This is a genomic window from Streptomyces sp. NPDC002785 (assembly GCF_040295565.1).
In the GTDB taxonomy this organism is placed as follows: Bacteria; Actinomycetota; Actinomycetes; order Streptomycetales; family Streptomycetaceae; genus Streptomyces.
Window position 1 is genome coordinate 1 of record NZ_JBEOVN010000075.1, and the last position, 23885, is coordinate 23885.

The following is a 23885-nucleotide window of genomic DNA, read 5'->3' on the forward strand; positions in this document are numbered from 1 at the left end:
CTCCACCGGCCAAGAATCCGACGCCTCCCTGATCCTCGGAACCGAACAACGAATCGCTCTTGACCTTCACCGGGCAGGAGTCGTGCGACAGCCTCCACAGTGCGTTGCGCCCGGTCCGGAACTACCAGCCGAAGCCCGGTTGGACGTCCATGCACGCCTCTTCGTCGTCGCCGTTCAGGGCGCGTGCGCTCTCCGGAGTCTTCTCCTCGGCGCTGGACGCGTGATAGTCCCCGCTCTCGCGCCAGTCGGCCCCCACGGTCAGCGTGATGCCCGAGACCGCGGTCGACTTCTTCACCGCCGTCAGCGGGATACCGAGCGCCTTGGCGACGGCCTGGGCATTGCCCTCCATGTCCACGCTGGGGAAGAGCACCCCGGTCCGCGCCGCCGCGTCGATGTACTGCGAATCGACCGTGGTCTGCGTGAAGCCCTGCCCGGCCAGCAGCTCCTTGACCTCCGAGGCACGGCCCTTGATCGCGTACTCGGTTTCGGTGCGGGTTCCGTTGCGAATGGTGACCGGGATCTCGGCGAGGGGCGCCGTGGGCTTCTTGGCGGCCGGGGCCTTGCGCTTGGACGCCTTTCCGTCCAGCGGGACGTCGTCGCGGACCATCTGGAACAGCCGATCGGCGTCGACGGGCTTCGGGAGCACCCGGCCCTTGTACACGCCCGTTCCGTAGACGTTCGGCATCGTCGTCATCGTGATGCGCTTGGTGGGCGCCTTCTTGAGCTCGCCCGCGAGGTCGTACAGCTTCTTGACCGTGTTGAGGCGCTTGTCGACCGTCAGCGCGTTGGTCGCCGCATCGGCGAGGCTCATCAGCTTGCCCGGGTCGGTGAGCTTGGTGCCCTTGCGCAACTCACGGACCATCGAGTTCATGTACATGTGCTGGGCATGGGTGCGGCCGAGGTCGGTGCCGTCCTCGAAGCCGTAGCGGGTCCGCAGCCACTGGAGGGCCTGCTCGCCCTTGACCTTGGTGGTGCCCTTCTCCAGCTTCAGCCCGGAGCCCTTTCCCTCGCTCGTGTGGGAATAGACGTTGCCCTTGACGCAGACCGGAACGCCGCCGATCGCGTCGGCCATCGAGACCACACCGGCGAAGTCGATCATCATGAAGTGGTCGATGGTGATGCCGGTGAGCTCGTACCAGGTGGCCACGGAGCATCCGGGACCGCCCCGGCCGAGCGACTCGTTGGTCATCGTCAGGCCCGTGGTCTCGGGGAAGACGTGCCCCGTCTTCGGGTCGGTGCACTTCGGGATCTTCAGCAGCGTGTCGCGCGGCATGCTGATCACCGACATGTTGCTGCGGTCCGCGGAGAGATGGAGCAGCATCTGCACATCGGCGAGGGGCGGCGCGCCGAATGTGTCCTTGGCCCCGCCGAGCTTCTGGTTCTCCTTGGAGTTCCGCGCGTCCGAGCCGATCAGCAGGATGTTCAGCGGGGTCTGACCGGCGGCATTGGCCTTGTGGTCGGGCATCGTCTTGTCGCCGAGCGTTAGATCGGCCTTCTTGAGGTTTCCGTTGAGGTGCTCGATGTAGAGGTATCCGGCGCCGGCGCCGCCGAGTATGAACAGCGCGAGAACCACGGCGACCCAGCGCAGTGTTCGGCGCTTGCCCTTCCCGCCGTGCCGCTTCGGCCCACTGCGCCGATGGCCGCTGTCCGCCGGGGCGGGCAGTCGGCCGGCGGCGCCGGAATCCGGGCCCTCCTTCGGCGCATCCTCGTAGAGACCGTCGTTCCGGCCGCGTTGACCGGTGTGCCGGACGCGTGGTCGCGTCCCCTCCCCGGGTGTACTACTGCGTCCCACCAGGATCCCCCTGCTGCTCAGACTCGTGGTTTGGCGCAGTGACCCGGTGTCACTTGGCGCACTCTGCCTTGTCGGCGTTTGCCTGCTGAATTCCGTCCGGCACCTTTGCCGGTCCCATGATGGGTATGCCCGCGCCCTTGAAGTCGGCGCCCAGCGTCAACACCATCGCCTGGAGACCCTCGGCGTCCGTGGTGCCCTTCTTCAGGGCCGAGCCGGGCAGGCCCATGATGGCGGCCAGCGCGCGGGCCTGGTCCGCCTGGTTCGGTGCGTACTCCAGCGTCGTCTTGTCGATCTTCGCCGGAGCGTTGGCCTTGTTCGAAGACTTGAGCACGCCCTCGTTGTTCTGCAGCCAGGCAACGGTCGTCTGCGCGGCACCGCCGATCTTGCCGCCGTTGTACACGTCGACACGTACGTCGGCCGCGGCGGCCTTGGTGCCCTTGAGGAGCGCGTTCTGCTTGCTCTTCGCGGCCTTCTTCTGCGCCTTCACCTCGGTCAGCGAGGTGTCCTCGCGCATCATGGCGAACAGCGGGTCTGCTTTGGCCGTGTCCAGCACGACGGTGGCCTTGACCTTCTCGGCGGGGTTGTCCTTCACCGGCACCGTCGTGAAGGTGATGTTCTTGGTGTCGACCTTGCTGAGTTCCTGGGCCAGCGCCATCAGCTTCTTCCCAGAGCCGATGCCGGGGTCCACGGTGAGCGCCCTGGTCGCCGCGTCCGCCAGCTTGAACAGCTTGGTCGGGCTGGTCAGGGTGTCGTCCGACTGCATCTGCCGGATCATCGAGGCGATGAACTGCTGCTGGACCTTGATCCGGTCCAGGTCACTCTCGTTGCCGAAGCTGTGCCGGGTCCGTACGAACGCCAGGGCGTCCTCGCCCTGGATCTTGTGCTCACCCTCCGGCAGGTCCAGATGCGAGTCCTTGTCCTTGACCGGCTTGGCCAGACAGACCTTGACGCCGCCGACCGCGGTGGACAGCTCCTTCACCGCGTTGAAGTCGACCATCATGAAGTGGTCGGGCCGGAGGCCGGTGATCTCCTCGACCGTATCCATGGTGCAGCCCGGGTTGCGGTCCTCCTGGCCGAGGCTGACGTTGAAGCGGACGCCCGGTGTCCCCGGAATGACCTTCTCCGAGCCGTCCGGCTGCTTGGCGGTGCAGTCCGGGATGTCGGTGATCATGTCGCGGGGGATGCTCAGCGCCGTCGCGTTGGTGCGGTCCTTGGAGACGTGGAAGAGGATGTTGGTGTCGGCGTGGCCGGTGCTGCCCTTGTCGCCGTATCCCTCGTTGCCCTTACCGGTGCGCTTGTCGGTACCGATGATCAGTATGTTGAGCGGGGCGTTGGCGTTGATGACGTTCTTGTTGCCGGCGCTGCCGATGTCGATGGTGCTCAGGTTGCTGTTGAAGTGCTGGTAGAGCGCGTATCCGCCCACCGACAGGCCGACGAGTACGAAGGCCATCGTGCCGCCCGTCCACAGCAGCGCCTTCTTGCGGCGCGCCTTGGGGGCCTTGCGGCTGCGGCGGCCCGGTGTCTCGCCGTGGCCGGAACCCTCCTGGTTGCGCGGGGCATTGGCCGAACGGCGGCTGCGCTGTCCCGGAACCTCGCGGCGCGGGACGGACCCGTGCCCGTCGCGGGCCGGACCCGGGCGTTCGCCATTGCCGTCGCGGGCCGTGCCTCGGCGCTCGCCGCCACCGTCACGGACCGGTCTTCTGCGATTGGGGATACGCGGACCGGACGCCTGGGAACGGCCGGCCGAATCCCCTCCGGAATGATTCAGTCGCAGTTCGTAATCGCCTGTTTGCGGGTTGAGGACCCACTGGTCTGCGGGGTCGATTCCATCCGACCGCCCACGGCTTTGCGCATCCACGGTTTCTTGGGTCCTCCGTCGGTGCCACGCGAGGCGCCTCCCCCGATCAGGCGCTCGATCTTTCGCTCCGGAAGTGCGCGGCCTGGCGGCCGGTAGCACCGGATCGCGTCACACTATCGGCACGGTTCGGCGTCGAGCGACGAGCGTGACAAATTCCACGGTCCTTACAACTGGTCATTCTGCTCATTACACGCCGATCACCGGCTTCTGCTTGGTAATTGCTTTACCGCTTGCACAGGTCGGCCGCCGCGTTGTTGCCCGAATAGGTCGGTGTGGGACTTGGGCCCGCAGCGTCCGGTGTATCGGTCGCGGCATTGTTTTCCCTGTTGTTCTTCCCGTCGTCACCCTTGAGCTGGTCCTCCGGGACCACGGCGACCGGCGTGTCCTCGCGCAACCGCTTGAAAAGCCGTTTCGCATCGGGCTGGACGAGTTCGTCCCGGTTCGGGTCGACGGCGTACGGCTGCCGGGGCACGGTCAGGAACTGCACCTTGTCGGTCGGTACATCGCGCAGGCCGCGCACCAGCTCGTACAGGTCCTTGAGGCTGTCCAGACCCGGGTCCGTGGTCAGCGCCTTGGTGGCCGCGTCCAGCACCGGGTAGAGGCGGGTCGGATTGAGCAGGACGCCGTTGCTCTGCACCTTGTTCACCAGTGCGCCCAGGAACTGCTGCTGACGGTCCATCCGCTCGGTGTCGCTGCCGTTCCCGATGGACTTGCGGGCCCGTACGTACCCCAGCGCCTGCTCGCCGTTGAGTTTCTGGCGCCCGGCGGAGAGCTTCAGATGGGCGTCGGCGTCGTCGACCGGCTTCTTGAGGCAGACCTCGACGCCGTTCACCGCGTCGACCATGTCCTTGAAGCCGTTGAAGTCGACGACCATCTGGTGGTCGATCCGGACGCCGGTCAACGTCTCGACCGTACGGATCGTGCAGGCGGTGCCGCCGAACTCGAAGGCCCAGTTGAACTGGGCGAATTGCTCCTTCGTGGTCGTACCGTCCGCTTTGTGGCAGGCCGGGATCTCCACCATCAGATCGCGCGGCAGGGACATCGCTGTGACGCTCTTCCGGTCCGCGGCGAGGTGCAGCAGGATCGTGGTGTCCGAACGCTGGCTGCCGCCGTCGTCACGACCGTACTTGCGGTTGTCACCTGCCCGGCTGTCGGAGCCGATGAGCAGAATGTTCTCCGCGTCGTGCACCACGGAGGCCGGCCGCTCCCGCTCGTACGTCTTCAGTTCGGCGGCCGCCGAGGTGTCGGTCCTGATGTTTCCGTCGAGCTTCCTGTACAGCCACCAGGCGGCGCCCGCGGAGGCCAGGACGACGAACGAGACACCGAGCGCGGTCCAGCGCAGCCAGTGGTTCCTGTGCCCGGCGAGCGGCTTCGGGGCGGCGGATCCGTCCCCGGCCTGCGACTTGCCCTCGCCCGCAGCCGAGTCGTCGGAGTCGTCCGGCGGGCCGGCGCTTTCGCTCACGTCTGCGTCCATCCTTCACGTTCGGCGGCGCGCTGGGCCGCCGGTTGCAGGAGTAGACGGCTGAACCTCACGCTTGGTTGTGTCCCGAGTGGTCTGTACCGCCGATCATGTACCGGAGTTGACGCGCAGCCTTGAGGACTCGACCCGGTAGGGGCCGGACGAGTGGTCCTCAGGGTGCTTGTCATGCCGCGGTGTTGGTGACCCGTTCACTTTCGACGCGCTTCGCCAGACCGTCCTCGCCCAGCTGCCTCAGATGCCGGCACAGGACCACGGACCCTCCGGCGGCCAGCGGCGCGAACAGCCCCGCGCTCAGGCCTTCCCAGGTGTCGTACGTACGTCCCGTCAGCAGCCGCGACCCGGCGGTCAGGCCGAGGCCGGCCGCATCCTCGCGGGCCCGCGCCACCAGTTGCGCCGCCGTCAGCTCGACACCGCCCACCGCCAGCGCGGGAGCGTCCGGGCCCACGGGGGCGAACGGGGCGAACCGGTCGCCCTGGCTCGGCACCTCGACCGCGTAGTCGGCGAAACCCTCGGGTGTCTGCGGGAACCTGCCGCCCAGCGGGCGCAGCGCCAGGGCGACCCGCTCGCCGCGGCAGGCGCGCGCGGCCTCCAATGTGTCCGGGCCGCTGACGACGAGGTCGGCGCCGGCCGGGTCGCCCTGCACATCGGCGATCACACCGACCGACGAACAGGCGAGCAGCCAGACCGCGGACTGCCAGTGCGCGGGCAGCAGAAGGGCGAGCCGATCGCCCGGTTCCGCGGCGAGGTCGCCCTGCAGGAGGTTGGCGGTCTTGGCCACCCAATTGGCGAAGGTGGCCACCGACAGTTCGACGCGTTCTCCGGTGGCGTCGTCGTAGAAAGTGACCAAGGGGCGGGCCGGATCCTCGGCGAGCGCGGAACGCAGCAGGTCGGCGGGGGTGCGGTCGGTGGCGTTCATCCGCGCAAGAGTACGCGGCGGTGCCGGGCCGGGTGGGGTTGACGGGCGCCGGGTACACCGGTTCGGCAGACGGCCCGTCAAATGTGCGGAGATACCCCGGTAGCCGGAGTTGCCGGAATGTGCCCAGGATTATTCGTATGCGTGCCTTCATTGCATCCTCGATCGGTGTCATCTGCGCGGCGGTTCTCGTACTGCCGCTGGCCGTGCCCGCGGGCGCCGCCCCCGACACCCCCGCCGTCCCCGCCGAGTCCGTCGAGCCCCCCGATGTGCCGGGCTCGACGCAGTCCCTGCCGTTGACGCCGCTGCCGGTACCGTCCGGCAGGGCCACCGGCGAGCCCACCCGTACCGCCGAGGCCGCCGAACAGGGGCTGCCCGAGCACGGTGTCCGCCCCTTCTCCCTGGTCGGCGTCGTCTGGGACGACGTGGACACTGAGCTCCGCGGCACTGTCCAGGTCCGCACCCGTGCCATCGGCACCACCCGCTGGTCGGACTGGCAGGACCTGGAGACGCACAACGCCGAGCATGCCGCCGACCTCGGGACCGCCGAACGCGAGTCCGGCACCGTCCGCGGCTCCACCGCCCCGCTCTGGGTCGGCGATTCGGACGGGGTCGCGGCCCGCGTATTCCCGGATTCCACCGACCCGCAGGACCGGAATGCCCCCGCTGTACCGCTGCCCACCGGTCTGCGCGTCGAACTCGTCGACCCCGGCAAGGACCCGCAGCCGCTCCCCGCAGCGGGCGCCGGGGCCGGGGAGACCGGCGACGACCGCACCACACCGCTCGACGGGCTCGTGCTCCCCGCCCTGAGCAAGGCGGAGACCGAGGCACGCAGCGAGGCGGAGGCCGGACTCGCCTCCGGTGCCCAGCCGTACATCGGACCCCGGCCGCGCATCATCACCCGCATGGGCTGGGGCGCCGACGAGAAACTCAGGGAGGACGCCTTCGTGTACACCAAGAGCGTCAAGGCCGCGTTCATCCACCACAGCGCCACGGGCAACAACTACAAGTGCACCCAGGCGGCCTCCGTCCTGCGCGGCATCTACCGCTACCACGTCAAGAGCAGCGGCTGGCGCGACATCGGCTACAACTTCGTCGTCGACAAGTGCGGAAGCATCTACGAAGGACGTGCCGGAGGCGTGACGAAGGCCGTCCTGGGCGCGCACACGCTCGGCTTCAACAGCAACAGCTCGGGCATCGCGGTGCTCGGAACCTTCACCGACTCGAAGCCGCCCGCCGCCGCGGTGAACGCCATCGCGAAGCTCACCGCCTGGAAGCTCGGCCTGTCCGGAGCCAACCCGCAGGGCAAGACCACGCTCGTCTCGGGCGGCGGGAACAAGTTCAAGAAGGGAAAGAAGGTCAAGCTCAACGTCATCTCCGGCCATCGGGACGGCTTCGCAACCGAATGTCCCGGAGAGCGTCTCTACGAGAAGCTCGGCTCGGCACGGACCAGCTCCGCCCATCTGCAGGGCCGCTGAACAGAACACCGCGAAGGCTGCCACGGGCCGTTGTGGCCTGCTGACCGGGGACAACCGAACCGGTCTGCATACACTGGCCTGCCGAAACCAGGACAGGTCCCACCAGGAAGCAGAGTCAGCGCTGTGACAGAGGCAAGAGAAGCGATCCTCCTGGTCGGCGGCAAGGGAACCAGGCTGCGCCCGCTCACGGTGCACACTCCCAAGCCCATGGTTCCGGCAGCGGGCGTCCCGTTCCTGACGCACCAGCTGGCGCGTGCCCGGGCCGCCGGGGTCGAGCACATCGTGCTCGCGACGTCATATCTGGCGGAGGTCTTCGAACCGTACTTCGGGGACGGTTCGTCGCTCGGTCTCCACATCGAGTACGTCACCGAACGCGAACCGCTCGGCACCGGCGGAGCGATACGCAACGTCGCGTCACGGCTCACCGCGGGCCCCGACGAACCGGTGCTCATCTTCAACGGCGACATCCTCACCGGCCTCGACATCCGGGCGCTGGTCGCCTCGCACACCGCATCCGGAGCGGATGTCTCCCTCCACCTCACCAGGGTCGAGGACCCGCGCGCCTTCGGCCTCGTACCGACGGACGGCAGCGGCAGGGTCACCGCGTTCCTGGAGAAGCCCGAGACGCCCGAGGAGATCGTCACCGACCAGATCAACGCGGGGGCGTACATCTTCCGCAGGTCGGTCATCGACACCATCCCGGCCGGTCGCCCTGTCTCCGTCGAGCGCGAGACCTTTCCCGGACTGCTCGCCTCCGGCGCACATCTCCAGGGCATGGTCGACTCCACGTACTGGCTGGACCTCGGCACCCCGCAGGCCTTCGTACGCGGCTCCGCCGACCTGGTCCTGGGCCTCGCACCCTCCCCTGCCGTCCCCGGCCGGTGCGGCGACCAACTCGTCCTGCCGACGGCCTCCGTCGCTGCCGACGCCAAACTCGGCGGCGGTACGGTCATCGGCGAGGGCGCCGTGATCGGCGAAGGAGCCCGGATCCACGGCTCCGCGGTACTGGCCGGCGCGGTCGTCGAACCGGGAGCCGTGATCACGCACTCGCTGGTCGGAGCCGGTGCCAGGATCGGCAGCCGTACGGTGCTGACCGGCGCGGTCATCGGGGACGGGGCCCGGGTCGGCGCCGACAACGAACTGCGCGACGGCATCCGCATCTGGTGCGGGGCGGTCCTGCCGGACGCCGCGGTGCGCTTCTCGTCCGACGAATAGCGGGGCACCCGCCATGCGCCGGTCGGTCTTACCCTCGACAGGTACCCCCGACGACCGAGGACCTCACCGTGGCAGGACGATTCGCACCCCGCAGTTCCCCTCGCGCGGCCGTCCCCCACCAGGCGGCGGCTCCGGCGACGGACGCGCTGACCCGCGACTGGACCCCGCCCGGCCCGCTCGACCTGCGCCTGGTCCTCGGCCCGCTGCGCCGCGGCCCCGCCGACCCCACCTTCCGGATGACCCGGGACGGCGCGGTCTGGCGGGCCGGCCGCACACCCGCGGGCCCCGGAACCCTCCGCGTCACGGCCCGGGACGGCCGGATCGAGGCGACGGCCTGGGGACCGGGCGCACCCTGGCTGCTGGACCAGCTCCCGACGCTGCTCGGGGCGACGGACGACCCGGACGCCTTCCTCCCCCGCCACCGGCTGCTCGCCCTGACCCGGCACAGCCGCCCCGGCCTGCGCCTGCTGCGCACCGGCCTGGTCATGGAATCCCTGATCCCGTCGGTCCTCGAACAGAAGGTCACCACGGACGAGGCCTACCGCGCCTGGCGCTACCTGGTCCGCAAGCACGGCACCCCGGCGCCCGGCCCCACGGACCACGCCGCGTTCACCGCTCTCGGCCTGCACGTCATGCCGGACGCCCGCACCTGGTCCCTGATCCCCTCCTGGGAATGGCACCGCGCAGGTGTCGACGCCAAACGCTCGGCCACGATCCTGCGCGCGGTACGCGTGGCCCGCCGCCTGGAGGAGGCGGCCGCCATGGAGCTCCCGCAGGCCAGGGCCCGCCTGGAACTGATCCCCGGCATCGGCCCCTGGACCTCGGCCGAGACCCTCCAACGGTCAAACGGCGCGGCGGACGCGGTCACGGTCGGCGATGTCCACCTCCCCGGCATCGTCGGCCACGCCCTGGCAGGCAACAGAAACGCCGACGACGAGGAAATGCTGGCCCTTCTCACCCCCTATGAGGGCCAACGCCACCGAGCCACCCGCCTCATCCTCCTGTCGGGCCACACCCCACCCCGCCGGGCCCCTCGCATGACGAGAGGCGACATCGCCCGCCTGTAACAGGAGAGGAACCGCAGCCCGTCCGGCATTCTTTCCAGCCCGCCCGGCGCTCGAGGGCCGGGCCCCGGGCAAAGCCCCGGTTCAGGAAAGGGGCGGGAAGGGGAAATACCCACCCCCACCACCTCACCGCACCGCGACAAACCCCTCCGCACTCCGCCCCACCCGCGCCGCAGGAGCAACCGCCGCCCGCCCCACCGCGACCGCTCCCAACGGATCCCACGACCCCGGCAGCTCCAGCACCTCACGCACCACATCGCGGCAGAACATCGTCGACGACACCCACGCCGAACCGAGCTGCTCGCCCGCCAGCGCCACCAGGAAGTTCTGGATACCCGCACCCGCGGCGACCACGAACATCTCGCGCTCCGCGGTGTCCCGCCGCTCGTCCCCATACGTGTGGGAGCCGTCCATCACCAGACACGGCACCACCAGATACGGCGCCCGGCGCAGCACATCGCCCCGCCGCACCCGCTTCGCGATCGACTCCTCGCTCCGGCCGTCCCGGCGCAGATCCGCGATCCAGGCGTCCCGCATCGCGTCGAGCAGCCGGGTCCGCGACTCCTCGGACTCCAGCAGGACGAACCGCCACGGCGTCGTGTGATGCGGCGCCGGCGCCGTCACCGCCGCGGCCACGGCCCGCCGCACCGCCCCCGGGTCCACCGGATCGTCGGTGAACTCGCGCACCGTACGCCGCAGGGTCACCGCTTCCCGTACCGCTTCCGACGTACCGAGCCGGAACATGTCGTCGGCCGCGACCCGCACCATCGCCCGGGCACCGCCCGCGGAATCCGTCGGGTCCGCGACATGGCCGAGCCCCCGTACCACTGCGACCGGCAGCCCCGAAGCCTTGCCCTTGACCAGATCACCGGCCGAGGCCAGCTCATCCGCGGTGGCGACCACGGTCGCGCTCAGCGGATTGCCGTACGCATCCGTACCGCCGCGCAGATCGTCCAGCACCAGGACACCGGCCGCCCCGATCGCGACATCGGTCAGCCCGTTGCGCCACGGGCGCCCGAAGGTGTCCGTGACGACGACCCCGACCTCGACACCGAGGGTGTCCCGCAGCCCGTCCCGGATGGCGCGCGCCGAAGCGTCCGGGTCCTCGGGCAGCAACAGCACCGTTCCGGCAGGGGTGTTCGAGGCATCGACCCCGGCCGCGGCCATGACGAGACCCTGCCGGTTCTCGACGATCCGCAGCGTGCCACGCCTCGCCACCACCCGTACCGTCTCCGCGTCGATCGCGGCCTCCCGGTCGGTGGCCTCGACGGTCCGGCCCTCCGCCTTGGAGACGATCTTCGAGGTGACCAGCAGGACGTCGCCGTCGACCAGCCCCGGCTCGGTGGCGGCGATCAGCTTCGCCAGGTCGTCCCCGGCCTGCACTTCGGGCATCCCGGGCAGCGCCCAGACGCGGTAGGACGGCACCGGGGAAGAATCGGAGGACTCGGCGCTCACGCCCGTACCTCCTCGGCGAGCACCAACGCCTGCCGGGCCATCTCCGCCGTCGCGTCGGCATCGGTCATCATCAGCGGCACGGAACGGCAGCGGATGCCAGCGGCCTCCACCTCGTCGACGACCCCGGCGTCCACCGTGTCGACGAGCCATCCGTCGAGCAGCCCGGAACCGTAGTGCGTGGCCACGGCCGAGGCCGTCGACTCGACGCCCACCGCGGCGAGCACCTTGTCCGCCATCCCGCGCACGGGCGCGTCCCCGACGATGGGGGAGAGGCCGACGACCGGCACCCCGGCCTCCGCGATCGCCTCCCGGATCCCGGGCACGGCAAGAATCGTCCCCACCGACACGACGGGGTTGGACGGCGGGAAGAGGATGACATCCGCCTCGGCGATGGCCTCCAGCACGCCCGGCGCGGGCTTGGCCTGCTCGGCGCCGACCGGCACGACCGCCTGCGCCTCGACCGAGGCGCGCAGCTTCACCCAGTACTCCTGGAAGTGGATCGCCCTGCGCTCGCCGTCCATGTCGACCGCGACATGCGTCTCGACCCGGTCGTCTGACATCGGCAGCAGCCGGACCCCCGGCTTCCAGCGCGCACAGAGCGCCTCGGTGACGGCGCTCAGCGGATACCCCGCGCCCAGCATCTGCGTACGGACGATGTGCGTTGCGAAGTCGCGGTCGCCGAGCCCGAACCATTCGGGCCCCACGCCGTACGCCGCGAGCTCCTCCTTGACCTGGAAGCTCTCGTCCGTACGCCCCCAGCCCTGCTCCTCGTTGATGCCACCGCCGAGGGTGTACATCACGGTGTCGAGGTCGGGGCAGACCTTCAGCCCGAACAGATGGATGTCGTCACCGGTGTTGCCGATCACCGTGATGTCCGCGTCGGGCGCGGCCTGCTTGAGGCCACGCAGAAAACGAGCACCACCGATACCGCCGGCCAGAACCACAATGCGCATGCACAGCAGTTTGTCAGGCGGGTGCGACATCCATGGCCGCCGGGGCGCATTGCGCCGCGTGCATCGGCATCTCGGTCAGACCCGGGTAGTAGATGTGCAGACTGACGGCCGGTTCGAGGGAGTCATTGACCACTTCGTGTACATAGCCGGGCGCGAAGACGCGCTGCGCGCCGGAGTCCAACGCCCGCGTCCCGCGCTCGGTGTGCTCGGTCAACCGGCCGTCCAGGACGGTCAGTACGCCGGAGGACGGACCGTGGTCGTGGCGCCCGCTGCCCTGGCCGGGCACCCAGCTGAGCAGCCAGACCTCGTAACCAAGTGGGGTCTCCCCTGCTCGAGCGGAGCCGAGAGCTCGGGGAACGGTGCGCAGCCGGTGGTACCAGCGGGTGGTGGTGTCGTACCGGACGAGCGGTGCCCACTGCGCGCGGTCGGCGCGGATGCTGCGGGCGAGTCCGACGAACTCGGCCACGGTGGAGGGGTGCTCGCGGGCCGGCTGGAGGAGGTGCTGGACCTCAAGGATGTCGCCGGCGATCTGAAGGTCGCTGTCGCTGTTCATGGAAACGGGGGTTCCTCGGCATGGGGGGGTGCATGTGCGGGGTGTCTCGGAGACCGGAGAGCCGCGGAAGCGCGGAGAGGAAGCACTACGGAGACGCTCTGCGAGAAGCTCTGCAAAGAGGAGCTGGATCAGAGCCGGTGCCTTACGGCATCAACAGCTGTGACAGCTGGAACAGCAACAGCGGGCCTGGACAGCGGTGCGGAACCCACGGATGTGGGTGGCGTACATCGCTGCGGTCGCTGGCATGCAGTCAAGGAGACCGGCTCGATCCTCCGCTGTCAACTCAATGCCCGATTTGGTGGTAATAGTTCACCTCATCCGGTTACTGGGGGCAGGGGAAGGTTTGTGTGGTCGACGCGGTGGAGATGTGGCGCATCAACCGCGTCCGCAAACGTCGTTGGGGCATCGTGACCTGGCTGTGATCTTGATCGCTTCGGTGATCGAATCGAAACATGGGGATGACCCCGGTCGTCCCCCTGGCGAGAGAAGGGGCGTGGCGAGGTCGATGGCAGATGTCAGGTTTTTGGCGATTTGCACACTTTCCGCATACCCTTGGTTCCGCAGAGTGAATACCGGGGCCAATAGCAGATCTTCGCTTGACTGGCCTGGAGCTACACACTTGTAATTTCACTCGTGTCGTTCGGCCGCAATCAGTAACGGCTGCATCACGGGGACGCGAGAGACAGACGAGGGGCGCACATGACCGAGCTGTTCCAGCAACTGCTGGTCGAGGACGCGGACGAGGAACTCGGCTGGCAGGAGCGCGCGCTGTGCGCCCAGACCGATCCCGAGTCCTTCTTCCCCGAGAAGGGCGGATCCACCCGCGAGGCCAAGAAGGTCTGTCTCGCCTGTGAAGTCCGGTCCGAATGCCTTGAGTACGCGCTTTCCAATGATGAACGCTTCGGAATCTGGGGCGGCCTTTCGGAACGTGAACGACGCCGCCTGAAGAAGGCCGCCGTCTGACCGCGGGGCACCGGAACAACAGAACACCGCGCACCGGCCGCCCACCCGACCGCGATTGACCATGGCCCGTCGCCTGCCCCCGCAGGCGACGGGCCATCGCTGTGCCCGCAGCCGCTTTACCACCGCCGCGTCACCGCCCTCGTTCAACCGCTCGGCGGCACCGCGGTTGTCCGTACCGTTAGTGTGGGGCCCCGTCCGAGACGCGCCAACGCCCCGACGGAGCGCGCGTGTACACCGATGCAGCCCCCGGGGGGACGCCCCCCGGACCTGGCCGGAGGGCCCGTACCTCGATGTCCGTGCACAGCCAATCGACGGCGCCGTACGCGGCTGCCGCCGCCCCAGAGTTCCCCCGGCATGTCGTCACCGCCGTGCTCGTCTCCCACGACGGCGCACGCTGGCTGCCCGACGCGCTCGCCGGGCTGCTCGGGCAGGAACGCCCCGTACAGAACGTCGTCGCCGCCGACACCGGCAGCGCCGACGACTCCGCGCGGCTGGTCACCGACGCGCTCGGCGCCGAACGCGTCCTGCACCTCGCACGCCGTACGAGCTTTGGCACCGCCGTCGACGAGGCGACCCGCACGGCCGGCGTCCTCACCCCCGAGGACCTGCCGTACCTGAAGCGCCCCAGCAGCTGGGACCCCGTCAGCAGGAGCTGGCGCGAAGACGCGTACGACCTGCCTGAACTGCCGCACGGTGAACCGGTGCAGTGGCTCTGGCTGCTCCACGACGACTGCGTACCCGAGCCCGACGCGCTCGCCGGGCTGCTGCGCGTCGTCGACACCGACCCGCACGCCGCGATCGTCGGCCCCAAGCTCCGCGGCTGGTACGACCGCAAGCAGCTGCTCGAAGTCGGCGTCTCCATCGCCAACAGCGGTCGCCGCTGGACCGGACTCGACCGGCGCGAACAGGACCAGGGCCAGCACGACCAGGTCCGTACCGTGCTCTCCGTCTCCACCGCGGGCATGCTGATCCGCCGTGACATCTGGGAGGAGCTCGGCGGGTTCGACCGCAGGCTCCCGCTGATGCGTGACGACGTCGACCTGTGCTGGCGCGCGCACACCGCCGGACACCGGGTGCTCGTCGCCCCCGACGCCGTCATCAGACATGCCGAGGCCTCTGCCCGCGAGCGCCGCCCCATCGACTGCGCAGGACGCTCGGTCGCCTCCCCGCACCGCGTCGACAAGGCCGGTGCCGTCTACACGATGCTGGTCAACGCACGTGCCAAGGCCCTGCCCTGGGTGATGCTCAGGCTCGTCCTCGGCACCCTGCTGCGTACCCTCGCCTATCTCGTCGGCAAGGTGCCCGGCCAGGCCCTCGACGAGGTCGCCGGGCTCTTCGGCACCCTGCTGCGCCCCGGGCGGATCCTCTCGGCCCGGCGCAGCCGGGGCAAGGGCGCCGTCGACCAGGCCGAACTGCGTGGCCTCTTCCCGCCGCCCGGCGCCACCGTCCGTGCCACCGTCGAGCAGGTCGTCGGAAACTTCGGCAGCGGTTCCGATACCGACGCGGGCGGCTCACGGCACGGCGCCGTGGAGTCCGGTCCCGGCGGTGACGACGCCGACTTCCTGGAGATCGAGCAGTTCGCGCGGCTGAAGCGGATCGGGCGCAAGCCGGGCCCGGTGCTCTTCGCCGTCCTGCTGCTCGTCTCGCTCGTCGCCTGCCGCGGCCTGCTCGGCGGCGGAGCGCTGGCGGGCGGCGCACTGCTGCCCGCGCCCGCCGACGTCTTTGACCTGTGGGGCAGGTACGCGGACGGCTGGCACGCGGTCGGTACCGGCGGCACACAGACCGCACCGCCCTACCTCGCCGTCATCTCGGCCCTGTCCGCGCTGTTCCTCGGCTCGACCGGCTTCGCGCTCACACTGCTGCTGGTCTGCTCGGTCCCGCTCGCCGGACTCACCGCGTACTTCGTCTCCCGGCCGCTGCTCGACTCAAGGCTGCTGCGGGCCTGGGCGAGCGTCGCGTACGCCTTCCTGCCCGCCGCGACCGGCGCACTGGCGACGGGCCGCGTCGGCACCGCCGTACTGGCCGTCCTGCTCCCGCTGATCGCCCGCGCCGCCGTCTCCGCGCACGGCATGCGCGCCGGCGGCGACGCCCGCGGCAGCTGGCGCGCCACCTGGGCGTACGCCCTGCTCCTCACCTGTGCGATGGCCTTCACGCCCATCGTCTGGCCGCTCGCTGTGGTCCTCGGCATCGGTGTGCTCGCACTGCGCCGCGACGACATCGCCGCGTACGGGCTCCGCTTCCTCGCCGCGCTCGGCACACCGCTGCTGGTTCTCGCGCCCTGGTCCCTCTCGCTCCTCACCAGCCCGTCCGGCTTCCTGAAGGAGGCGGGCCTGGAGATCGGTACGGGCACGGCCTCCGCACTCGACCTGCTCGGCATCAGCCCCGGAGGCCCGAAGGCCGCGGGCGGTGTGCTGCTGCTCGGCATCGTGTTCGCCGCGCTGGCGGCGCTGCTGCGCGGGGAGCGGCAGTTCGCGGTACGCACCGCGTGGGTGGTCGCGCTCGTGGCACTGGTCTTCGCCGTTCTCGCCAACGGCTCGGGCTGGGCGGGTCCCGCCACCCTCGTCTACGGCATCGCGCTGATCGTCGCCGCGCTGGTCGGCGCGGACGGCGCCCGAGTACGCGTCGCCGAGCTCAGCTTCGGCTGGCGCCAGCCCGTCGCCGTACTGATCGCCCTCGCCGCGGGCCTCGCCCCGGTGCTGGCCGCCGCGGGCTGGATGATCGGCGGCGCCGCGGGCCCGCTGGAGCGCCGCGACCCGGTGCAGGTGCCCGCGTTCGTCGCGGAGGAGAGCACCACCCGCGATCAGCCGCGCACCCTGGTCCTCGGCGGCACATCGCCCGCCGCCGTCTCGTACACCCTGGCACGCGGCTCCGGCGCGCGGCTCGGTGACGCGGAACTGACCGAGGCAGGCGGCAGCAACAGCCACCTCGACAAGGTCGTCGCCAATCTGGTCGCGGGCTCCGGCGCCGACCAGGGCAGCCAGCTCAGCGGATTCGCGATCCGTTACGTACTGGTACGGGACGGCGCTCCGAAGGAGATGAGCCGGGTCCTCGACGCGACCCCGGGCCTCAGCCGGCTGAGCCAGCTGGACGGCAGTGCGCTGTGGCGGGTCGACCGGCAGGTCGCCCGTGTCATGATCATCCCGTCCGGCGCCGACGAGGAACCGCTGCCCGTGGGCTCCCTCCCCGTCGAGGCGCACACAAAGATTCCGGCAGGCGGCTCCGGCCGGGTGCTGCGCATCGCCGACGCCGCCGACCCCGGCTGGGAGGCCACGCTCAACGGGCGCGCCCTGACCCGGAAGACCGTCGACGGCTGGGCCCAGGGCTTCGAGCTCCCCGCGGAGGGCGGCACTCTGGACCTCACGTACAACGCGCCGCTCACCCACACCGCCTGGATCTGGGCCCAGGCCGCGCTGGCCGTGGTCCTGGTGGTCCTCGCCCTGCCCGGCCGCCGCCGGGAGATCGACGACGACCTGCCGGAGGAAGCCACGACGGTTCCCGCGGAGCCGGTCGCGGGCGAGGGGCGCCGGGCACGCAGGCTGCGCGCGGCCGCCCAGGCGGAAGCGGAGGCCGAGTCGGAGCCGGCCCTGGGCGGGAGCGCCGAGGAGGCGGCGGGGGAGTACATCCCCGCACAGCAGACGGCCGAACAGCATCCGCAGCAGGCCGATGACCAGGGCGTGTTCGCCTCGCAGGCCGACAGTGGTCAGTACGCGGCGGTGCCGCAGCAGCAGTACGGCGAATGGGACGCGCAGCAGTACCAGGGCACCGACTACCAGCACTACCAGGGCGAGCATTACCAGGACGGCCAGTACGGCGCACAGCAGGAGCAACAGGCGACCGCCGACCCGTACCAGCAGAACGCCTACGACCCGTACGGCTACGCGCAGCAGCAGTACGACCCGCAGGCCCAGTACGCCCCGCAGAACCCCCAGTACGATCCGCAGGCTCCGTACGATCCGCAGGCCGACTACGGCCGACAGGCCGGTCAGCAGGGCCAGTACGACCCGCAGAACCCCGACGAGAACCCCGCCCCGGGCCAGAACCCGTGGCCGACCGGTAACGCATCGCGAGGCGAGTCCGAGTGAAGTCCACCAGCCTGTCCCTCATCGCGGGCACCGTCGCCCTCGCCGCCGTCACCGGATTCGCCGCGCTCACCGCGCCCGGCGACGGGGGCACGACGGAGGCGAAGGCCCCCACCCGGCTGCCGGTGGAACGGTCCAGCCTGCTCTGCCCGGCGCCCGGTCTCTCGGATCTCGCGGAGACGACGTACACGTCCTTCACCCCGGCGGGCGGCGGCGGCGAGGCCGGTACGGCCGAACTGAAGCAGGCCACGTCCACGGCGGCCGACGACACCACGCACGAGGACGGGAGCAAGGGCAAGAAGGACAAGGCGAAGGCGGATTCCGGAAAGCCGGTCGTCTCCCTGAAGGAGCCCGGCAAACCAGCCACCGCCGAAGCGTCCGGCGCCGCCGCCCCCGCGCTGGTCGGCACCGCCACCGGCCGCCTGGCCCCCGGCTGGACCACCCAGCAGACCACCACGGTCGAGGCGGGCGGCGCCCGCGGCGTGCTCGGCGTCAGCTGCACCGGACCCGACACGAACTTCTGGTTCCCGGCCGCGAGCACCGCGAAGTCCCGCGAGGACTACGTCCACCTCACCAACCCGGACGACACCGCGGCCGTCGCCGACATCGAGCTCTACGGTCCGGACGGCACCCTCAAGTCCGATGTGGGCGAGGGCATCACGGTGCCCGCCCGGTCCAGCGTCCCGGTCCTGATCTCCACACTGACCAGCGAGGTCGCCGAGGATGTGACCGTCCACGTCACCACCCGTACCGGACGCGTCGGCGCGGTCATCAGGACCGCGGACGAAGAGACCGGCAGCGACTGGCTGGCCGCCTCGGCCGACCCGACGGGCACCCTGGTGCTCCCCGGCATCCCGGCGGACGCCACCTCGGTCCGACTGGTGGCCTTCGCACCCGGCGACGACGACGCCGATCTGAAGGTGAAACTGCTCGGCAAGAACAGCGCGATCTCCCCGCTCGGAAACGAGGACCTCCACGTCAAGTCGAGGATGACCGCGGGCGTCGATCTGAAGGACATCACCAGGGGCGAAGCCGGCTCCCTGCTGCTCACCCCGGCCCAGGGCGGAAAGGGCACCCCGGTGGTGGCCGCGCTGCGCGTGGTCCGCGGCAAGGGCGACGGGCAGGAGGTCGGCTACATCCCGGCGACCGGCCCGGTGGGCGCACAGGCGACCGCGGCCGACAACCGGGCCACGGGCTCGACCCTCTCGCTCGCCGCGCCGGGTGCCACCGCCACCGTGAAGGTCACCGCCTCCGCGGGCAGCGGGGGCGGCGAACAGACCGTCAAGACGTACACGGTCAACGGCGGTACGACGCTCGCGGTCACCCCGCCCGTACCGTCTGGACTCAAGGGCAGCTACGCGCTGACGGTGCAGACGCAGTCGGGCGGCCCGGTCCACGCCGCACGCACGCTGGCCCTGCCGCAGAACGGCATCCAGATGTTCACCGTGCAGACCCTGCCGAACGACGGCGGAACGGTCGAGGTGCCCGCGGTCCAGCAGGACCTGTCGCTCCTGGACGACTGAGGAGGCGGGCGGCACGGGCGGGAAGTGGGCGCCGGGCCCGCTCGTACCGCCGCTCCTACTCCTGCCCGTACCGCGGATCGACCGACTCCGGCGAAAGGCCGAGCAGGTCCGCGACCTGCTCCACCACGACCTCGTGCACCAGCAGGGCGCGCTCGTCGCGGTTCTTGGTACGGATCTCGACGGGCCGCCGGTAGATGACAATCTGCGCGGGCCGGTTCTTCTCCGCGGAGACCGCGCGCCCCAGCAGTACGGTCTCCCCCTGGGGCCCCGGCACATCGAGCACCATGAAGTCGACATCGGCCAGCTGCGGCCAGCGCCGCTCCAGCCGTTCCACCGAGTCCTGCACGAGATCGCGGAAGGTCTCCGCCCTGCTGGCCGAGAGCGGCACCTGCGGCGGGGCGACGGGCCCGCGCATGCCACGGCCATGGCGGTCACGACGGCGTGGGCGCGGCTCGGACGAGTGGGGAGGTACGGGACTGTCCATCACTGACGCAGGGTAGCTCTCTGCGGGACAGGTGGATCGCTGGTCCCTGACGGGGCGTCGGTATGTCCAATTCTGAACAATCCGGCCAAACGGGAGCCCGTTTCAGGCCCAGCTCCTGATCGTTGATCTCGTGCTGAATGACAGCTTTTGTGCCGAGTGGTGACCGGAATCGTTGCCGGTACGACCTGCGCTTCCGGGTTCCTCTGCAGGTCGGAGGGACTGCCCGGAAGGTGGTTGTGCCGGAGGTCACAGGGCGACACGGAGGGGTGACCGGCGGGAGAGTCGTCGCAGCCCGCTCAAGAGTGCGGTACCGTCCAACATCGTGAGCCCTGTACGTCGCTGTTCGCGCACCGCGTGCGGCCGCCCTGCCGTCGCGACACTGACGTACGTCTATGCCGACTCGACTGCGGTCCTCGGCCCGCTCGCCACCTACGCCGAGCCCCACTGCTACGACCTCTGTGCCGAGCACAGTGAGCGGCTGACCGCACCGCGTGGCTGGGAGGTCGTCAGGCTCTCCGACCCCTCCGCTCCCACGCGCCCCAGTGGCGACGACCTCGAAGCGCTTGCCAATGCCGTACGGGAAGCGGCGCGGCCGCACGACCGCGGAGCCGGCGGCAGGGGTCCGCAGAACGCGGACCCGATGGAGGTTGCGCGCCGCGGACATCTGCGGGTGCTGCGCTCACCGGACTCCTGAGTACGGCGCCTCGCTCGGTGCGCCCCGCGTGATTTCCCGTTCAAGTTTTCGCGTGCGAGCCACCGAATGGCCAAATCTTGTCGTGGGCACGATCGCTCCTCGCCCGTGAGGCTTTCCGCATGAGGGCTGTGTGTTTGTCCAGCAACTCGAACCCGTAGCCGATTCATTCACCCGGTCCGGTCTGGTCGCGGCGCTTTCCCTGGTCCCGTCCTGAACGGCACGGCAGCCACCCCGGCCCGGCATTGAGGACAAAGCGGCAACCGGCCATCCTGATCACCGTACGCACGGCCGGGCAACCGCACTGCTGCGCAGCCGCAGGACCCCACGGCCCGCCCGAACGGCCGCCGGGTAGTTTGGGCGGTCCGAGGAAAACTCAGGAGGACCGGCCCGTGGCTGCTGATCTGTCGCAGATCGTCAAGGCGTACGACGTGCGCGGAGTGGTGCCCGACCAGTGGGACGAATCGCTGGCCGAGCAGTTCGGGGCGGCGTTCGTCGAGGTGACGGGCGCGGACGCGATCGCGATCGGCCACGACATGCGGCCCTCGTCGCCCGGCCTCTCGGGAGCCTTCGCACGCGGTGCCGCGGCGCGCGGCGCGGACGTCACACTGATCGGCCTCTGCTCGACCGACCAGCTGTACTTCGCCTCCGGCAGCCTCGGCCTCCCCGGCGCGATGTTCACCGCCTCGCACAACCCGGCGCAGTACAACGGCATCAAGCTCTGCCGGGCGGGCGCCGCACCCGTGGGCCAGGACACCGGGCTCTCCGAGATCCGCGCCTTGGTCGAAAAGTGGTCCGAGACCGGCGCACCGCATTCGGCCGCCGCCCCCGGCACCGTCACCGAGCGCGAGACGCTCACCGACTACGCCGCGCACCTGCTGTCCCTGGTCGACCTCGCATCGATCCGCCCGCTGAAGGTCGTCGTCGACGCGGGCAACGGCATGGGCGGCCACACCGTCCCCACCGTCTTCGCGGAGCTTCCCGTCGACCTCGTACCGATGTACTTCGAGCTCGACGGCACGTTCCCCAACCACGAGGCAAACCCCCTCGACCCGAAGAACCTCGTCGATCTCCAGGCCCGCGTCGTGGCCGAGGGCGCCGACCTGGGCCTCGCCTTCGACGGCGATGCCGACCGCTGCTTCGTCGTCGACGAGCGCGGCGCGGGCGTCTCCCCGTCCGCGATCACCGCCCTGGTCGCGGCCCGGGAACTCGCTCGCAACGGCGGCAACGGCACCGTCATCCACAACCTGATCACGTCCCTCTCGGTCCCCGAGGTCGTCCGCGAGAACGGCGGTACCCCGGTCCGTACCCGCGTGGGCCACTCCTTCATCAAGGCGGAGATGGCCGAGCACGGCGCGATCTTCGGCGGCGAGCACTCCGCGCACTACTACTTCCGCGATTTCTGGAACGCCGATACGGGCATGCTTGCCGCGCTCCACGTCCTGGCCGCGCTGGGCGGTCAGCCGGGCACACTGTCGGAACTGGTCGCCCAGTACGACCGCTACACCGGATCCGGCGAGATCAACTCCACGGTCGCCGACCAGCCGGGCCGCACGGCAGCGGTACGTGAATCCTTCGCACCCCGCGACGGCGTCGCGACCGACGACCTGGACGGTCTGACGGTCACGGGACCGGACTGGTGGTTCAACCTCCGAGCCTCCAACACGGAACCCCTGCTGCGCCTGAACGTCGAGGCCCGCGACGAGCAGACGATGACGGCGGTACGCGACGAGGTGCTGGCACTGGTCCGGGCACGGGTCTCGTAGGGCGAGTCCGGGTGGCCGGGCAATGTCAGCCCACCCGGCACCTCCGGCCCGCCCGGCGTTCGAGGACCGGGGTCCGGGGCAGAGCCCCGGTTTCGGGAAGGGGTGGGCAGGGGAACAGGCCCACCGCCACCCCACCCCGGCCCGGGCCGCGCCCCCCGCACCCCGGCGGTAGGCTGACGTCGCCCGATCCGCGCGAACCCGAACCGCTTGTTCGAATGCTTGAAGGGACTCACCCCATGCCGCTCGAAGCCGGCCTTCTGGAGATCCTCGCCTGCCCGGCCTGCCACTCTCCGCTCGACGACCGGTCGGCAGCCGACAGCCCCGAGCTGGTCTGCACCGGCACGGACTGCGGCCTGGCCTACCCGGTACGGGACGGTATCCCTGTCCTCCTCGTCGACGAGGCCCGCCGCCCCGCGTAGCGGCATCCGTGGCCCGCACCCCGCACGGTGATCAGCACGTGATCGGAGGACCGTCCCCATGCTCGACGAGTCGTTGCTCGACGCCCCGGAAGCCCTGGCCCGAGCCGACCGCCGTGGCCTGCTCCGCGGCGCCGCCGAGGCCGGGGCCCGGGTCCGTACCGCCGCCCGGCACGCGGCGGAGGCCGGGATCGCCGCACTGAACCCGGAAGGCCGCCCCCGCGCCGTACTCGTCGCGGGCTCCGGCACCGCCGCGTCAGGGGTCGCCGACCTGATCACCGCCCTGGCAGGCGCCTTTGCGCCTGTCACCCGCATCAACCCCACCGGGGTCGCCCCCGCCGCGGGCGCGATGCGCTGGACGCTGCCCGGCTGGGCCGGCTCCGTGGACCTGCTGCTCATCGTCACGGCCGACGGTTCCGAGCCGGGTCTCTCCCTCCTCGCCGAGCAGGCGTACCGCCGCGGCTGCAGCGTCGTCGCCGTCGCCCCCCGCCAGTCACCGCTGCGCGAGGCCATCGACGGGGCGCACGGCCTCGTCGTACCGATGGCCTCCGCCCCGCACGGCGAGTACGACGCCGAGACGTCGGCCGCCGGCCCCGGCACTCTCTGGGCCCTGTTCACTCCGCTGCTCGCGCTGCTCGACCGGCTCGGCCTGGTCACCGCGCCCGCCGAGATGCTGCAGGGCGTCGCCGACCGCCTCGACCGCACCGCGGAACGCTGCGGTCCGGCCATCGCCACGTACAGCAACCCGGCCAAGACCCTCGCTGCCGAACTCACCGACAGCCTGCCCCTCATCTGGACGGAAGGCGACGTCGCGGGCCCGGTCGGCCGCAGATTCGCCGCCGTCCTGGCCGAGCTGTCCGGCCGCCCGGCGCTCGCCGCCGAGCTCCCCGAGGCGCTTCCCGCTCACGGCGCACTGCTGGCGGGCACATTCGCCGCCGGGGCCGACCCCGACGACTTCTTCCGCGACCGGGTCGACGAGCCGGAGCCCCTGCGCGCCCGCGTCGTACTGCTCCGAGACCGCCCCACCGGCGGCCTGAGCGCCGGGCCCGCCGCCCGCGAACTGGCCCTCGGCCACGACACGGCGATCAGCGAACTCGAACCGGACGAGGGCACCGAGCTCGAAGCCCTCGCCGAACTCCTCGCCGTCACCGACTTCGCCGCCGTCTACCTGGCACTCGCGTCGGCAGCCCGCGCCTGACCGC

At 70.6% G+C, this 23885-nt stretch carries 18 protein-coding genes; 10 read left to right on the forward strand and 8 right to left on the reverse strand.

Features of this window, described 5'->3' with window-relative positions:
* Positions 1-121 precede the first annotated feature (121 nt).
* The 4 genes from ABTZ94_RS19105 to ABTZ94_RS19120 all read right to left on the reverse strand — a co-directional run bounded on the left by ABTZ94_RS19105 (position 122) and on the right by ABTZ94_RS19120 (position 6046).
* Positions 122-1792, reverse strand: a complete 1671-nt coding sequence (locus ABTZ94_RS19105) for an LCP family protein (RefSeq protein ID WP_351202233.1) — start codon at positions 1790-1792, stop codon at positions 122-124.
* 49 nt (positions 1793-1841) lie between these two features.
* Entirely contained in the window at positions 1842-3650 is a 1809-nt protein-coding gene (locus ABTZ94_RS19110) for an LCP family glycopolymer transferase (RefSeq protein ID WP_351202234.1), read from the reverse strand.
* 223 nt (positions 3651-3873) lie between these two features.
* A complete protein-coding gene (locus ABTZ94_RS19115; protein WP_351202235.1) occupies positions 3874-5112 on the reverse strand; it encodes an LCP family protein in 1239 nt (412 codons plus the stop codon).
* Between the two features lie 181 nt (positions 5113-5293).
* A complete protein-coding gene (locus tag ABTZ94_RS19120; protein WP_351202236.1) occupies positions 5294-6046 on the reverse strand; it encodes a TIGR03089 family protein in 753 nt (250 codons plus the stop codon).
* 137 nt (positions 6047-6183) lie between these two features.
* Between ABTZ94_RS19120 and ABTZ94_RS19125 the strand changes: the two genes are divergently transcribed.
* From ABTZ94_RS19125 to ABTZ94_RS19135, 3 genes are all read left to right on the forward strand, one after another.
* The gene (locus tag ABTZ94_RS19125) at positions 6184-7521 is read left to right on the forward strand and encodes a peptidoglycan recognition protein family protein (RefSeq protein ID WP_351202237.1); all 1338 of its coding nucleotides are present in this window, start codon (positions 6184-6186) and stop codon (positions 7519-7521) included.
* A 123-nt stretch (positions 7522-7644) separates the two neighbouring features.
* Positions 7645-8736, forward strand: coding sequence for a mannose-1-phosphate guanylyltransferase (gene manB / locus ABTZ94_RS19130; RefSeq protein ID WP_351202238.1), 1092 nt, complete (start codon positions 7645-7647; stop codon positions 8734-8736).
* A 68-nt stretch (positions 8737-8804) separates the two neighbouring features.
* The gene (locus ABTZ94_RS19135; RefSeq protein WP_351202239.1) at positions 8805-9803 is read left to right on the forward strand and encodes a DNA-3-methyladenine glycosylase family protein; all 999 of its coding nucleotides are present in this window, start codon (positions 8805-8807) and stop codon (positions 9801-9803) included.
* A gap of 123 nt (positions 9804-9926) precedes the next feature.
* Here the strand turns inward: ABTZ94_RS19135 and ABTZ94_RS19140 are convergent, their stop codons facing one another.
* The 3 genes from ABTZ94_RS19140 to ABTZ94_RS19150 are packed head-to-tail and all read right to left on the reverse strand — an operon-like array spanning position 9927 to position 12761.
* Positions 9927-11255, reverse strand: a complete 1329-nt coding sequence (locus ABTZ94_RS19140; RefSeq protein ID WP_351202240.1) for a coenzyme F420-0:L-glutamate ligase — start codon at positions 11253-11255, stop codon at positions 9927-9929.
* Entirely contained in the window at positions 11252-12208 is a 957-nt protein-coding gene (gene cofD / locus ABTZ94_RS19145) for a 2-phospho-L-lactate transferase (RefSeq protein WP_351202241.1), read from the reverse strand. Before cofD ends, ABTZ94_RS19140 begins: the two co-directional genes overlap by 4 nt.
* Positions 12209-12221: 13 nt before the next feature.
* Positions 12222-12761, reverse strand: a complete 540-nt coding sequence (locus ABTZ94_RS19150) for a cysteine dioxygenase (RefSeq protein ID WP_351202242.1) — start codon at positions 12759-12761, stop codon at positions 12222-12224.
* A gap of 699 nt (positions 12762-13460) precedes the next feature.
* Between ABTZ94_RS19150 and ABTZ94_RS19155 the strand changes: the two genes are divergently transcribed.
* The 3 genes from ABTZ94_RS19155 to ABTZ94_RS19165 all read left to right on the forward strand — a co-directional run bounded on the left by ABTZ94_RS19155 (position 13461) and on the right by ABTZ94_RS19165 (position 19326).
* Positions 13461-13724 (forward strand): WhiB family transcriptional regulator, encoded by a 264-nt coding sequence (locus tag ABTZ94_RS19155; RefSeq protein ID WP_030927001.1) that lies wholly within the window; start codon positions 13461-13463, stop codon positions 13722-13724.
* Between the two features lie 290 nt (positions 13725-14014).
* Complete coding sequence (locus ABTZ94_RS19160) at positions 14015-17806, forward strand: glycosyltransferase (RefSeq protein WP_351202243.1); 3792 nt, start codon at positions 14015-14017, stop codon at positions 17804-17806.
* Positions 17803-19326 (forward strand): DUF5719 family protein, encoded by a 1524-nt coding sequence (locus tag ABTZ94_RS19165; protein WP_351202244.1) that lies wholly within the window; start codon positions 17803-17805, stop codon positions 19324-19326. Before ABTZ94_RS19160 ends, ABTZ94_RS19165 begins: the two co-directional genes overlap by 4 nt.
* Before the next feature lie 55 nt (positions 19327-19381).
* Here the strand turns inward: ABTZ94_RS19165 and ABTZ94_RS19170 are convergent, their stop codons facing one another.
* Complete coding sequence (locus tag ABTZ94_RS19170) at positions 19382-19810, reverse strand: metallopeptidase family protein (protein WP_351202245.1); 429 nt, start codon at positions 19808-19810, stop codon at positions 19382-19384.
* Positions 19811-20132: 322 nt separating this feature from the next.
* Between ABTZ94_RS19170 and ABTZ94_RS19175 the strand changes: the two genes are divergently transcribed.
* The 4 genes from ABTZ94_RS19175 to ABTZ94_RS19190 all read left to right on the forward strand — a co-directional run bounded on the left by ABTZ94_RS19175 (position 20133) and on the right by ABTZ94_RS19190 (position 23881).
* Entirely contained in the window at positions 20133-20504 is a 372-nt protein-coding gene (locus ABTZ94_RS19175) for a DUF3499 domain-containing protein (protein WP_351202246.1), read from the forward strand.
* Between the two features lie 389 nt (positions 20505-20893).
* Positions 20894-22267 carry a phosphomannomutase/phosphoglucomutase gene (locus ABTZ94_RS19180; protein WP_351202247.1) on the forward strand — a complete coding sequence of 458 codons (1374 nt, stop codon included), beginning with the start codon at positions 20894-20896 and terminating at the stop codon, positions 22265-22267.
* 236 nt (positions 22268-22503) lie between these two features.
* Entirely contained in the window at positions 22504-22686 is a 183-nt protein-coding gene (locus ABTZ94_RS19185; RefSeq protein ID WP_030927015.1) for a Trm112 family protein, read from the forward strand.
* A 58-nt stretch (positions 22687-22744) separates the two neighbouring features.
* A complete protein-coding gene (locus ABTZ94_RS19190; RefSeq protein WP_351202248.1) occupies positions 22745-23881 on the forward strand; it encodes an SIS domain-containing protein in 1137 nt (378 codons plus the stop codon).
* Positions 23882-23885 lie beyond the last annotated feature (4 nt).

Excerpts from the sequence above, each read along its gene's own strand:
- ABTZ94_RS19120 (WP_351202236.1), bottom strand. The coding sequence starts at position 6,046 with ATGAACGCCACCGACCGCACCCCCGCCGACCTGCTGCGTTCCGCGCTC.
- ABTZ94_RS19125 (WP_351202237.1), top strand. The coding sequence starts at position 6,184 with ATGCGTGCCTTCATTGCATCCTCGATCGGTGTCATCTGCGCGGCGGTT.
- cofD (WP_351202241.1), bottom strand. The coding sequence starts at position 12,208 with ATGCGCATTGTGGTTCTGGCCGGCGGTATCGGTGGTGCTCGTTTTCTG.
- ABTZ94_RS19150 (WP_351202242.1), bottom strand. The coding sequence starts at position 12,761 with ATGAACAGCGACAGCGACCTTCAGATCGCCGGCGACATCCTTGAGGTC.
- ABTZ94_RS19155 (WP_030927001.1), top strand. The coding sequence starts at position 13,461 with ATGACCGAGCTGTTCCAGCAACTGCTGGTCGAGGACGCGGACGAGGAA.
- ABTZ94_RS19160 (WP_351202243.1), top strand. The coding sequence starts at position 14,015 with ATGTCCGTGCACAGCCAATCGACGGCGCCGTACGCGGCTGCCGCCGCC.
- ABTZ94_RS19170 (WP_351202245.1), bottom strand. The coding sequence starts at position 19,810 with ATGGACAGTCCCGTACCTCCCCACTCGTCCGAGCCGCGCCCACGCCGT.
- ABTZ94_RS19185 (WP_030927015.1), top strand. The coding sequence starts at position 22,504 with ATGCCGCTCGAAGCCGGCCTTCTGGAGATCCTCGCCTGCCCGGCCTGC.
- ABTZ94_RS19190 (WP_351202248.1), top strand. The coding sequence starts at position 22,745 with ATGCTCGACGAGTCGTTGCTCGACGCCCCGGAAGCCCTGGCCCGAGCC.